Genomic DNA, 12,480 nt, shown 5'->3' on the forward strand with positions numbered 1-12,480 from the left:
ATTATCGCTACAATAAGCCCCTTCAAATCCAATGATATGAAGGGGCTTTTTTCGCTAAGTAACTTAAAAATAATAATTTGGTTTGCAAAAATGGTTTCCTGCTAAAAGTAGCGGATAATAGCCGTAATTGCTGATGAGCAAGTAATTTTCACTATGCGTTCCCGATCCCAATAGATTTGATATCTGACAGGAAGATTTAATATTTTTACGATTCAACGGGAAAACATGATAAACTGGTGGGCCATTGTAATGTTACTGGCGCCTGTGCAGGGTATTTTATTGAGTGTAGCTCTGCTTATCCAGGCAAAAAAGAGAGAGGTTTCCAATATCTTTCTGGCATTAATGCTGTTTATAATTTCACTGGAGCTACTTACTGCCTTAAGTATTCAAATGCATTACATGCCATTTCCTTTCTGGCTGCTGGAATCCTACCTGGTTTTACCTCCATCGGTGCTGCTATTTATTCAAGCCAATGCCAACCCCAATTTTCAGCTTAACAGGAAACAATTGTTGCTGTACGTTCCGGCTTTAATTGAAATAGTGGTAGAAACAACAAACTATATCCGTTACCGTATGACGGGTAAATTTACTGCACTGCTTGAGATAAAAGCATGGTTCATCATTACTGAACTTTTACCCATACTATGTATGGTAATCGTATTGTTTATTTATGTGCGCAAGTTAAGTGTCATCACCAAACAAACCCGTTCGATCTAAAAAGTAAGCTTCCCTCCAACCAGGTTATTCCGGCTATGGAACAATTTTACCGGCAATCGTTTGACGAATATATTTTAATACCTGGCCTCACCATTCCCAGTGGAATGGCATTTGCTTCAGGCTATACAACTGCCCATGGAAAAACGAGGATATTTAACACATTTGGTCCGTTTGCACTGCAACAATTTACAGCTGCCGAAGCCATCAATATGGGCTATGCGGATGAAAAACATTTGCGGGAACTGACCATTCATGAATTTGGCCATTCATTTACAAACCCGGTATTGGATAAAATACCCCGCCAACAGATCGCTGAAACAAAATCATTATACGATACCATAAAAACGGCGATGGAAAATCAGGGGTACAACACCTGGAAAAGTTGTCTGTATGAACATTTTGTAAGGGCAGGGGAGATCATCATTGCCCTCAACCTGGGAAAGAAAGAAGATGCTGAAAAATTAAAGGTGTATTACATGCAGGATCGGCAATTTATTTATCTGCCGGTAATCCTGGCTAGACTGGAACAGTATAAAAACAACCTCAATATAACATACCAGGATGCGGTCAACGCCACGATGGAAAAACTAAAAGCACTTGTTAACAGCAAACCGATTTATTAAGCGATACCTGTGTGAAGTGGGCCATAATTGGTTGCTAATTGTAGCAATAAGAGAATGGTTAACTTTCACATGGTGCGGTTTTAATTAGGGTGGAATCTGGAGCAATATATACTCTTTTTTGAAAAGTTTGATTTCATTAATTTTGGATCATGGCCATCAAAGTGGTATCTCAAATTCCAGGTTTAGATATTGAAGACCTGAAATTGAAAGGGTTTAAAGTTCACGAACTGCCTGCATCCGTAAATGTCCCTGTTTCATCTGGCAGGCGTGATTTTTATAAAATGGGCCTGGTAAACGGCGATATGACAATTTCTTATGGTGATAAGATACTAGAAATAAATGATACAGTTCTATTTTTCGTAAACCCCAATGTACCTCATTCTGTAGTCCGGCGTTCTAAAAAGACAAATGGCTACGCCTGTCTCTTTACCGAAGTTTTTATGACCAGCAGAGAACGAACGGAGGTATTGAAAAGATCTCCATTATTCCAGATTGGCGATACGCCAGTTATTCCGCTCAATAGCGAACAGGCCGCGTTTATGACAGGCATTTTTAAGAAAATGCTGGCCGTACACAATGGCAACTATACTTACAAGGGAGAACTGATCAAGAGCTGTATAGAACTGATCATTCACGAAGCATTGAGGATACAGCCTTCGCACAACGCTCCACAATTCAAAAATGCAGCTACCCGGATCTCTCATTTGTTTATAGATCTGCTGGAAAGGCAATTCCCGATAGAGCGTGCCGATGAACCTCTCCAACTGAGAACTGCGCATGACTTTGCTTCAAATCTTTCTGTACATATAAACTACCTTAACCGCTCGGTAAAGGAAGTTACCGGCAAGCCTACTTCTGTACACATTGCAGAGCGTATAACCGCCGAAGCGAAAGCCTTATTGCAGCATACTGACTGGAGCGTGGCAGACATCGCCTACGCGCTCGGCTTCGAATATCCCACCTACTTCAATAACTATTTCAAGCGGGTGACTGGTACTACCCCCCAATCGCTCAGAAAGAAATAGGTTTGAAAATCATACTTATTGGTTTGATTGTCATTAGCTGTATGTGCTGATTTGCCGGAACTTTGCAGTATAATTTTAATAATTACTGTATGAAAATTTTAGTCACAGGTGCTACCGGAAAGGTCGGCAGCAGATTTGTTCCACGCCTATTGGCAAACGGTTATCAGGTCCGCATCCTTGCGCGTGATGCAGCTAAAGCATCGGTATTTACTGAGTTGGGTGCTGAAGTTGTTACGGGTGATTTAAATGACGCAACAACTTTGCCACCTGCCGTTAAGGATATCGATGCGGTTATACACATAGCAGCATTCTTCCGGAGCTTTACTGATAACGAAGGTATTATAAAGACAAATCATGCAGGAACCGTAGCGCTTGCAAGTGCATCGGTTGCAGCAGGCGTAAAAAGATTTGTTTTCACGAGTACAAGCAACGTATATGGATCAGAGAACTACCGTCCTGCAAAGGAGGATGATTTACTCAATATAAATGATCCCAGAGCGTACTCGAATAGCAAAATCGCTGCAGAGAAAGAACTTATGTCTTTCTATAAAAACAAAGGCCTGGATGTACGCATATTGCGCTTAGGTTTTGTATACGGCGATAGAGATCCGCATATAGAAGAAATAATACCTGTTTTGAAAAAGTGGAAACGAAACCGGGCATATAGAATGCACATGGTCCATCATTTAGATGTTGCTCAGGCTTTACTTATACTGCTTCGTACCGACGGGCTAAATGGTGAAATTTTCAATCTGGCAGATGATGCGCCGATCAGTTTGTATGAATTGGTCGATTCTTTTGGAATGATAGCCGATACTTTTGACTCAACGGAAGCGTCATTGGGTAATCCATTTGAAGGGATAATGGATATCTCAAAGCTCAGGAATAAGACGGGATTCAGGCCGCTTGTGCCAAGTTATTATGTGGCATGTGATCTGGATATATTGTAAAAGTAAGGTAGCACACGTTCCTTTCAGTCAGATGCCTGCCTGCTGAATAGCTTTTTACTCTCCATTATGCCCTAAAATCGCTAAAAATCGTAAAAATCGGTCGAACCGGACAAATTTTCAGACTATTAAATAGTCAAACTTAAATTGATCCTTCAAATAATGAAGTTCATCAGGAAAAGTCACGCGATTTATTATACATCTCTATGTAAAATCTACTTTTGAATCATGATTCTCACTAAAGGATACTATGTAAAACATATTCTTATTTTTTTCTTCGCCACATTGCTTTATGCTTTGTGTCAAATGCTTTTCAGTAACATGCTGATGAAGGAAGAATTGTGGAATCGTTTTCATATCCAGTTTTCTGCTCATTACCTGGTAGTTCTTACTATGTGTATAGCAGATTATGTATTATTACTTTTCCTGAACAGATATTTGCCCTATTCTAAAAGTATATTCTACCGTATCCTTGCAGGTGTTTTGGGGCAAATTGTAATTTGCCTTATTCTATTAGCATTATTCAATTATTTCATATACAAAATACTTCTAATTCCAGAAGAAGGGTTGCCATCTTTCTCTGTTAAATTTGCATTTGGAATGGTAACCAATATGCCCATTCTCCTGATTTTTGAATTGATCTATTATTTCCGGTCTGAACAAAAGGCAATAGCCGATTCAGAAAAAGCAAAACGTGAAGCATTATTATTCCAGCATGAAACATTAAGATCGCAGATCAACCCGCATTTTCTATTTAATTCATTGAATGTATTGTCTTCATTAATTTATATGAATCCGGAGAATGCTAATAAGTTTACGAAAGCACTCTCAAAAACCTACCGGTATGTGCTTTCTCTTAGCCGCCAACCGATAGTTTCCGTTGCAGAAGAACTGGAAGCATTGAACTCATATATATTTTTGATGAAGATGCGATTTGAAAACTCTTTTACTTTTACGGTAAACAAAATAGCTGATCCGGAAAAGAATAGTATTATTCCGCTGACCCTGCAATTATTATTGGAGAACGCGTTCAAGCACAATGTAGCAACTGAGGACAGGTTATTGGAAATAGAAATTACGATTGGTAGAGAATATTTGACAGTAGAAAACAATATCCAGCTATCGAACGATGTGGAAAAAGGCGGGATCGGTCTGAAATATCTTGCGAAGCAGTATACATTATATGCCAAAGAGCTTATTGTTGAGCATACGAACCACCTGTTTATTGTAAAAGTACCATATATTGAATCATGAAGTATCTGATAGTAGAAGATGAGCGGTTTGCATACGAGGAATTAAAACGTATGATGACGGACTTACGTCCCGGCTATTCGCTGGTGAAACGAACTAATACCGTTATTGATACTATCGGATTTCTGAAAACATCTGTAGTCGATTTAATCCTTATGGATATCCGTCTTGCTGATGGCACCTGCTTCGAGATCTTCAACCACGTGGAAGTTACTACACCTGTTATATTTACAACTGCTTACGATGAACATGCGATCAAAGCCTTTAAGCTGAACAGTATTGATTATTTGTTAAAACCCTTCGATGAAAAGGAATTAGAAAAAGCATTAAGTAAATATGAAAACTTCTTTCATAGTAATACCCATAAAGCAAATGCTAAGCTTATTGAGCAGATATTACCCGTCAAAACGAGAAACCGCTTCCTGATATCAAAGGGGGAAAATTATCATTATATAGAAACGGTTGATATAGCTCATTTTTATAGCGAAGAAAAAGTAGTGTTCCTGCACACCTTCCATAACAAAAGGTACATCATCAATTATACGTTAGACCAGCTGGAACAACAGTTGGATAATCATTTGTTTTTCCGCGTATCGCGTAACTGTATCGGAAATGTGAAAGCCATCAAAAATGTAGCTAAATACTTTAACAGCCGGTTAAAACTTTCCTTTTCACCAGAATGCCCACATGAAGTGGTGGTAAGCCGCATACGTGTACCCGATTTCCTGAAATGGATGGACGGAATATCTTAAAGCCTGCTGCAAAAATTCCATTCTCTCCCTGCTGCATTTTATCCAGCCGATCCTTAAGTCTGTAGTTTATAACTTTCAGTTTTACACTGTTCATATTTCCTTTGTACAAACAATAAAAAAAGAAAATGAATTTTTGTAAAACGAATAAGAAACTATTCTTTTCCGCATTTCTGATTGTTGTTAGCTTAAGTGTAAACGCCCAGGTTGTATTTAAAACTGAATATTTGGGACAATCAGGCTATCGCGTATCGGATGGCGAAACGAACGAAAGAGTGGGAAACAGTAAAGGTTCGGCAATGGTTTACCAGGGGGGTGTAAATATTCCGCTGTCTGTAAAGCTTAATGATAATAACCGGCCAACAAGATGGTCATTAAATATGGGTGGCGCCTATGTAAAACTCAACAATAAAGATTTTACCGATCCTTTAGTGATTGATGAGATCCTGAATTTTGGCGTAAGCCTGAATCACCTGAGACCATTGAATGATAAATGGTCGATGATGGCTTTTGTTGGTGGTGGAATTTACATGCCGGGTACGAACTTCTCCAAAATGGGTATTGAAAATATATTAGGTAGTGCTGGTGTTATATTTATCCGGCACCTAAGACCCAATCTTGACCTCGGTGGTGGACTAGCAATAAATAACTCCTTTGGTATCCCAATGCTATTTCCTGCAGTTTATCTGAACTGGAAAACACACGGTAAATACACCGTTAAGGTATCCATGATCAGAGGATTGGAAGTGTCTGCAGGATATGATGTCAACAAAAACCTGGGGTTATATCTCATTGCCGAAATGAATGGACAAGCTGCATTGCTGGAGCAGGATGGAAAGAAAAAGATCTTCTCGCATGCCTATTTGGTAACAGGATTTCGTCCGGAAATAAAGCTGGGGAATAAATTATCTATCCCCGTTACCGTGGGGCTTAACGCCTGGCGACCTGCAGGAATAACAGACAGAAAGCTTAAAAGCATGTTCCAGAAGAATAAAGAATATTATTTCCAGGCATCACTTTATGCATCGATGGGTTTAAAAATGGGCTTTTAATTGGTGACGATGAAAAAGATGATACAAACCATTGCGTACAGGATCTTGTATGCGCTTTGCTATGCCGTAAGTATGATTCCGATGTCATTGCTCTATGTAATAGCGTCTTGTGCATTTTTCTTTACCTATTATATTTTTGGATACAGGAAAACAGTTGTCATACAAAACATGGCGCGTTCCTTTCCCGATAAGCGATATGCAGAAATTCATTGTATGGTGAAGAAGTTCTACAGCTGCTTTGCCGACTATTTTGCCGAGATCACAAAAAGCATATCTACCCCGGCAGTTGTTCTCGAAAAGAAGATCATATTTGAAAACCTGGAACTGGTTAACAGGCACGTGAGGGCCGGACGAAATGTAATTGCCTGCCTGGGGCATTGCGGTAACTGGGAGATGTTGAATTTTATGCCTTACAAACTTCCCCACGATATGTATGCCATTTACAAGCCCTTGCGGTCGGGGGTAATGAACAGGCTGATGATAAAACTTCGATCGCGTTTTGGCATGCAGCTGATACCTGATATGTCAGTAGTGCGTCATATGCTGAATAAAAAATCAACACCTGGCGTTTACTTGTTTCTGGCTGATCAATGCCCACGTATACAAGACGTGAAATACAAATTTGAGTTGCTGAACCAGGAGTCATACATCTTTTCAGGTATGGAGAAGCTGGCCCGAATAAGCGGATCGGCTGTCATTTACCTGCATATTACAAAGCTATCGAAAGGAAATTACAATATAACCTGCGTACCAGTATGCTCCGACGCAGCCTCTACGAATGAAGGCGAAATAACAAAAATCTATGTTGATTTACTCACAGAAAATGTCAAAGAAGAACCATATGGCTGGCTATGGACTCACAAACGGTGGAAACGGTAAAACAATGATCTATTTAATCTCAATCATATCAATAGTAGTAGCATTAATATTAATTGTTTGCACAATCTTCTTTTATGTTTTCCTGAAAGCATTTCATGAAGAAGACTAATTATATTGGTGCTGCTTTATACCGTAATTACCAATAAAACAGCCAAAGGTCAGCGAGGCGCTATTGTAGCCATGATCAAAGGTACCCAGGCAGACAAGGTTATTGAGGTATTACAGCGAATCAGCAAGCGATTGAGGCAAAGAGTGCAGGAAGTAACCCTGGATATGGCGGCTGGTATGCACCTGATCGTCAAACGCTGTTTCCCTTACGCACACCGGGTGGTAGACCGTTTCCATGTGCAACAACTGGCCTCTGAAGCAGTGCAGGAAATACGTATCAAGCATCGCTGGCAGGCTATTGATGAAGAAAATGAACAGATTGGGCTGGCTAAAAAGCAGGGAATTACCTATGTCCCACAGCTATTACCCAATGGCGACTCTCCCAAACAATTACTGGCACGCAGCCGCTACCTGCTTTTTAAGCACAAAGAACATTGGACATATTCTCAAAAACAGCGGGCTGAACTAATGTTTGAGCGCTATCCGGCAATCAGGATCGCTTATGATCTATCAATAAACCTCACGGGTATTTTTAACCATTGCAAGTGCAAAGAAGAGGCATTTAAAAAATTGGCTTTATGGTATAATGAAGTAGAAGCTGCAGGCATTGACTCTTTTAGATCCGTTGCCAGATCAATAGAAACGCACTATTTGACTATACTCAACTACTTCAACAACATAAGCACCAACGCTTCGGCTGAAGCTTTTAATGCCAAAATCAAGGCTTTCAGAGCCTCGGCAAGGGGTGTTCGAGATATTAATTTCTTCTTATTCAGACTCCAGAAAATCTATGCCTAAACAAATCAATCCCCCAATTTTTTCACTTGATCCAAAATTCCTCGCCTGAACAGCATTCCAGAAGATGATAAAAATAAACAAGGCAGCATTTCTGCTGCCTTGTCCAATTTAGTCGGGAGGACAGGATTCGAACCTGCGACCCCGTGGTCCCAAACCACGTATTCTACCGGGCTGAACTACCTCCCGAAACCGCGCTATTCCCTCTCAAAACCAAGGAAATATCGCTTTCCGTATTAATAGGGTTGCAAAAGTAAACATTCTACACTTTCCTTCCAAATTAAAGAAGGAATAGCGGACAAATTCCTATAAAACAATAATCTATGGCACCACAGTGATTTTTTTACCTGTTGTAATATCCGGTACCGGCAATAACACCCGGTACACAACCGGGGCATCAATCGTATATAAACCTGTTTGCAGCCTTAATGAATAATAACCGGTATCAATAGAAGCAGGTATGGTGAATTCTATCCCCTGTTCTGTAATAGTGTTTATTTTAACAGGATCATTTACCCGTGTTCTTCTGTTTCCCAGGAAAATGATCTAAAATAACCTGAGCCGTATTTGCGCTACCCAGCGATGAATGTAACTTTTATGCCTACCTGTTCGTAGAGGAAAACATAACAGAAATGAATTATGAAAAGAAAAATTTTTAGCATCCTCAAATGGACATTTTTGATACTCTTAGGCATATTTTTTTTCAAGGCTTGTATTCCTTCAAAACAGGATATCCAATCTATTAAACCAAGGCAATCAACTAAATATTGGAATCTAAAAACAGGTTCTAAAATTGCATACACTTTTATTGAAGGGAAGGGAAATAAAAAACCTTACCCTGTTATTTACTTACATGGAGGACCGGGTGGATATGTGCATTCAAAAGTTATAGAAGTTCTTGGGCAACTTTCGGAAGATGGATTTGATATTTATTTATATGACCAAATTGGGTGCGGTCTATCTGACAGGCTCAAAAACGTAAATGAATATACGGCAACTCGTCATCAAAAAGACCTTGAGGCTATTGTAGAGCTTTTAAAAGCAGAAAAAGTAATTTTAGTAGGACAATCCTGGGGAAGTGCTTTAGCAACTCTATTTACAGCGGACAATCTTAACAAAGTTGATAAAATAATACTTACCTGTCCGGGTGCCGTAAAACCAGTGCGTGATTCTGTGGAAAAATTGAAGGCCCCGGATAGTTTAAATCTCAAAGATCCATTAGATGTCAACAGCAGTGCGATTTCATTTGCATTGAAACCAAGATATATTGCAATTCGTGTTTGGGCATTTTTGGGAAAGAAAATAGCTACCGACGAAGAGGCTGATAGTTATCTCAACAAGATGGCAGCCGGTTTTACTAAAGGACTTGTTTACGACCCCTCAAAGACATTGCCTGAAGAAGGTGGTGGCGGCGGTTACTGCAACATTAAAACACCAACAAGTTATAGCAGGCTTGCAGACCCAAGACCCAAACTTATTAATAACAATATTCCTGTTTTGATAATAAAAGGTCAGTACGATAATATTCCCTGGGGCAACACAAATGAGTATAAAAACATCTTTAAAAACAGTCAATTAAAAATAATTGAGAAGGCAGGACACGATGTTTATATTGAAAAGCCTGACGAATACTTACAAACAATGAAATTATTTTTGAACATAAGTTCATGATAATAACAATAGCCAGGAGGAGATAATTTGCATTTGTTCGCTTTGGCAGGCAAGCTTGCCTCGCTTCCGGAAATCAGAAATGCCCCGCCAGTTGGCGGGGCATTTCTGTTACTTTGTTTGCGGAGAGGGAGGGATTCGAACCCTCGGTACAAGTTTAAGCTCGTACAACGGTTTAGCAAACCGGCCCTTTCGGCCACTCAGGCACCTCTCCGTTTCTGACGGGACGGCAAAATTAAGTGGAATTTCCCAATTAAAATCAATTGAATAGCGAAAAAATTCAGAAGTTTTTGACCGGCAGCCCCAGGCTGGATTGCCCCGGGTAGGCATTGAGTTTTCCAGAAGTCGCGCGGGAAACCTTATTATTCATTCAAACCCTGCTAACCGAAACGACCATTATACGCAGGCAGCCCCAATACCCCACCCTGGCTTAATTGTACTTTCACCTCTTCAAAATAAAAATCCTGCCCCGGCTTAATCGCAAGCCCCGCCCTATAGTACTTTCCCCTTCCCCAAAACAAAAATCCCTCCCGGCTAGCCGGAAGGGACCTCCTTCTATGGTATATCAGTATATTTACTACATAGCAGCGAGCTGAACCTTCTGCTGCAATTCCATTACGCTCTCGCGAAATGTACTGTCAGTATCCATCAGATCCTTTACCGTTTGGCAGGAGTGGATCACCGTGGTATGGTCACGGCCACCGAAATGCTCGCCGATGGTTTTTAATGAGTTTTTGGTAAACGCTTTAGCCAGGTACATAGTAATTTGTCTGGCCTGCACGATTTCTCGTTTGCGGGTTTTCTGAAGCAGTTTATCGTAAGGAACATCGAAGTATTCACATACCATTTTTTGTATGGTTTCGATGGTGATTTCCTTGCTGCTAGTTTTCACGAAATTACGGAGGACTCTTTTTGCCAAGTCTAGGTCTATTTCCCGCTTGTTAAGCGAAGATTGTGCCAATAATGAAATCAGCGCCCCTTCTAGCTCCCGTACATTGCTATTGATATTATAAGCCAAATACTTAATTACTTCTTTCGGCATTTCCAACCCGTCATTTTTCATCTTCCGCTCCAGGATCTCGATGCGGGTTTCATAGTCTGGCACCTGCAGGTCGGCACTTAACCCCCAACGGAACCGGCTCAACAACCTTTCCTGCACCCCTTCCAGGTCTTTGGGTGGTTTATCTGACGTTAATATCAACTGCTTGCCGCTTTGATGCAAATGATTAAAGATGGCAAAGAAAGCATCCTGCGACTTCTCAGCCCTGTTAAAGAACTGTACATCGTCAATGATCAATACATCTATTAATTGATAGAAATGTATGAAGTCGTTGATAGCATTGTTACGGCTATGGTCCTGGAACTGGTTAATGAATTTTTCAGAGCTTACATACAACACCACTTTGTTTGGATGCAGCCTTTTTGTTTCATTACCTATACTTTGGGCCAGGTGGGTTTTACCCAAACCAACACTACCATATATTACTAATGGATTGAATGAACTGGCGCCTGGTTTTTCGGCTACGGTTTTTCCGGCCCTCCGCGCCACACGATTGCTGTCGCCTTCAATAAAGTTCTCAAATGTATAAATGGGATTGAGCTGCGGATCAATCTGCATTTTTTTCAAACCCGGGATCACGAACGGATTCTTGACCGGATTATTTATAATGAGTGGAAAATCCATCTCATTACTTGAAAACGTTTTGTAGCCGTGTGTAGGAACATCCATAGTTAGCGGTTTGTTATTATGATTACCACTATCAACCATTATCCGATATTCTAGTCTGGCGTCCTTACCAAGTACTCGTCTTAATGTTTTTGCCAACAGATTAACATAATGCTCTTCCAAATATTCATAAAAGAATTGACTCGGAACTTGAATGATAAGTATATTGTCTCTTAGCTCAACTGGTTTAATAGGTTCAAACCATGTTTTGAAATGTTGCCACTCAACAATATCCTTTATTATTTCCAAACAATTACTCCAAACTTTTTCGGACGTCTTAGCCATTATACAAGAAGCAGTTTTATTATGTTGAGTTAAGTTCGTATTCATAATCATCATTGCGCACTCGTGTCTACTTCACAGGACAGTTGGGGAATCTCAAAAAGTTAAAAAGGGCGACGAATATCAAAATTTTTATTCGAAAAAAAAATTTTTTATTCACTAGTTTTTGACAATTCTACACTCTGTCTATTTATTAATTTATTTTATTTTTTACTGTCAAAATAATTCCCATCAATAATCTTCCTATGCAATTATTATGCGCAGACTTTAGTTACTGTTCCAACCTGTGAGAACCGGGTAATGCAAGCAATGAAGCGCAAAAAGCAGCAGATCTTATGTTCAACATTTCATCTCCTATGCTACCTGCTTTTGCGTCACTACTATTCTTAGCAGCGCTCATCTTTTTATTATATGCCCGGGAAAATTGGTTGTGCGGGCGTGCCGACCGTGAAGCACCTGGTTTACATTGAACGGATTTTATTGTGGTTTTGCAGGGAATGCGGATGAAGAAAGACAACAACGCAGTAGTATCAAAAAATGCTTTCTTCATATTATTTATTGGATGCTCTTGAAGGTACAAATTATTTGAAATGGAGGAAATATAAATCAGGTTTTTTTTATTTCTTGATCAAAATAATAAAACAATTAACAACATAGT

At 39.8% G+C, this 12,480-nt stretch carries 12 protein-coding genes and 2 tRNA genes; 10 read left to right on the forward strand and 4 right to left on the reverse strand.

All coding sequences use genetic code 11. From position 1 onward, the window contains the following. The first annotated feature begins 225 nt into the window (after positions 1-225). From FAM09_RS02420 to FAM09_RS02460, 9 genes are all read left to right on the forward strand, one after another. Positions 226-717: a hypothetical protein gene (locus tag FAM09_RS02420; protein WP_136575484.1), complete on the forward strand. Its 492-nt coding sequence runs from the start codon at positions 226-228 to the stop codon at positions 715-717. 35 nt (positions 718-752) lie between these two features. Beyond that, a complete protein-coding gene (locus tag FAM09_RS02425; RefSeq protein WP_243751565.1) occupies positions 753-1,340 on the forward strand; it encodes a DUF4932 domain-containing protein in 588 nt (195 codons plus the stop codon). 149 nt (positions 1,341-1,489) lie between these two features. Further along, positions 1,490-2,365 carry a helix-turn-helix domain-containing protein gene (locus tag FAM09_RS02430; RefSeq protein ID WP_136575486.1) on the forward strand — a complete coding sequence of 292 codons (876 nt, stop codon included), beginning with the start codon at positions 1,490-1,492 and terminating at the stop codon, positions 2,363-2,365. 89 nt (positions 2,366-2,454) lie between these two features. Further along, positions 2,455-3,315 carry an NAD-dependent epimerase/dehydratase family protein gene (locus FAM09_RS02435; protein ID WP_136575487.1) on the forward strand — a complete coding sequence of 287 codons (861 nt, stop codon included), beginning with the start codon at positions 2,455-2,457 and terminating at the stop codon, positions 3,313-3,315. A 609-nt stretch (positions 3,316-3,924) separates the two neighbouring features. After that, the gene (locus tag FAM09_RS30980; RefSeq protein WP_208025466.1) at positions 3,925-4,566 is read left to right on the forward strand and encodes a sensor histidine kinase; all 642 of its coding nucleotides are present in this window, start codon (positions 3,925-3,927) and stop codon (positions 4,564-4,566) included. After that, complete coding sequence (locus FAM09_RS02445; RefSeq protein ID WP_208025467.1) at positions 4,563-5,315, forward strand: LytR/AlgR family response regulator transcription factor; 753 nt, start codon at positions 4,563-4,565, stop codon at positions 5,313-5,315. Before FAM09_RS30980 ends, FAM09_RS02445 begins: the two co-directional genes overlap by 4 nt. 125 nt (positions 5,316-5,440) lie before the next feature. Next, positions 5,441-6,364 (forward strand): DUF6268 family outer membrane beta-barrel protein, encoded by a 924-nt coding sequence (locus tag FAM09_RS02450; protein WP_208025468.1) that lies wholly within the window; start codon positions 5,441-5,443, stop codon positions 6,362-6,364. 9 nt (positions 6,365-6,373) lie between these two features. Continuing rightward, positions 6,374-7,243, forward strand: coding sequence for a lysophospholipid acyltransferase family protein (locus FAM09_RS02455; protein ID WP_208025469.1), 870 nt, complete (start codon positions 6,374-6,376; stop codon positions 7,241-7,243). Between the two features lie 117 nt (positions 7,244-7,360). Further along, the gene (locus FAM09_RS02460) at positions 7,361-8,149 is read left to right on the forward strand and encodes an ISAon1 family transposase (RefSeq protein ID WP_243751566.1); all 789 of its coding nucleotides are present in this window, start codon (positions 7,361-7,363) and stop codon (positions 8,147-8,149) included. A 112-nt stretch (positions 8,150-8,261) separates the two neighbouring features. Here the strand turns inward: FAM09_RS02460 and FAM09_RS02465 are convergent. Continuing rightward, a tRNA-Pro gene (locus FAM09_RS02465) sits at positions 8,262-8,335 on the reverse strand. A 450-nt stretch (positions 8,336-8,785) separates the two neighbouring features. Here FAM09_RS02465 and FAM09_RS02470 point away from each other — a divergent pair. Further along, positions 8,786-9,817 (forward strand): alpha/beta hydrolase, encoded by a 1,032-nt coding sequence (locus tag FAM09_RS02470; RefSeq protein WP_136575490.1) that lies wholly within the window; start codon positions 8,786-8,788, stop codon positions 9,815-9,817. 120 nt (positions 9,818-9,937) lie between these two features. Here FAM09_RS02470 and FAM09_RS02475 read toward each other — a convergent pair. The 3 genes from FAM09_RS02475 to FAM09_RS02485 form a co-directional block, all read right to left on the reverse strand. Continuing rightward, positions 9,938-10,028, reverse strand: a tRNA-Ser gene (locus tag FAM09_RS02475). Positions 10,029-10,391: 363 nt separating this feature from the next. Continuing rightward, entirely contained in the window at positions 10,392-11,879 is a 1,488-nt protein-coding gene (gene dnaA / locus FAM09_RS02480; protein WP_317130673.1) for a chromosomal replication initiator protein DnaA, read from the reverse strand. 214 nt (positions 11,880-12,093) lie between these two features. Next, positions 12,094-12,372, reverse strand: coding sequence for a hypothetical protein (locus FAM09_RS02485; protein ID WP_136575492.1), 279 nt, complete (start codon positions 12,370-12,372; stop codon positions 12,094-12,096). Between the last annotated feature and the right edge of the window lie 108 nt (positions 12,373-12,480).

It is taken from the genome of Niastella caeni (assembly GCF_004834005.1).
Taxonomy (GTDB): Bacteria; Bacteroidota; Bacteroidia; order Chitinophagales; family Chitinophagaceae; genus Niastella; species Niastella caeni.

What these genes read in the sequence shown, in the direction of transcription:
- FAM09_RS02425 (WP_243751565.1), top strand. Translation starts at nt 753, where the DNA reads ATGGAACAATTTTACCGGCAATCGTTTGACGAATATATTTTAATACCT.
- FAM09_RS30980 (WP_208025466.1), top strand. Translation starts at nt 3,925, where the DNA reads ATGCCCATTCTCCTGATTTTTGAATTGATCTATTATTTCCGGTCTGAA.
- dnaA (WP_317130673.1), bottom strand. Translation starts at nt 11,879, where the DNA reads ATGATGATTATGAATACGAACTTAACTCAACATAATAAAACTGCTTCT.
- FAM09_RS02420 (WP_136575484.1), top strand. Translation starts at nt 226, where the DNA reads ATGATAAACTGGTGGGCCATTGTAATGTTACTGGCGCCTGTGCAGGGT.
- FAM09_RS02430 (WP_136575486.1), top strand. Translation starts at nt 1,490, where the DNA reads ATGGCCATCAAAGTGGTATCTCAAATTCCAGGTTTAGATATTGAAGAC.
- FAM09_RS02455 (WP_208025469.1), top strand. Translation starts at nt 6,374, where the DNA reads ATGAAAAAGATGATACAAACCATTGCGTACAGGATCTTGTATGCGCTT.
- FAM09_RS02435 (WP_136575487.1), top strand. Translation starts at nt 2,455, where the DNA reads ATGAAAATTTTAGTCACAGGTGCTACCGGAAAGGTCGGCAGCAGATTT.
- FAM09_RS02485 (WP_136575492.1), bottom strand. Translation starts at nt 12,372, where the DNA reads ATGAAGAAAGCATTTTTTGATACTACTGCGTTGTTGTCTTTCTTCATC.
- FAM09_RS02450 (WP_208025468.1), top strand. Translation starts at nt 5,441, where the DNA reads ATGAATTTTTGTAAAACGAATAAGAAACTATTCTTTTCCGCATTTCTG.
- FAM09_RS02470 (WP_136575490.1), top strand. Translation starts at nt 8,786, where the DNA reads ATGAAAAGAAAAATTTTTAGCATCCTCAAATGGACATTTTTGATACTC.
- FAM09_RS02445 (WP_208025467.1), top strand. Translation starts at nt 4,563, where the DNA reads ATGAAGTATCTGATAGTAGAAGATGAGCGGTTTGCATACGAGGAATTA.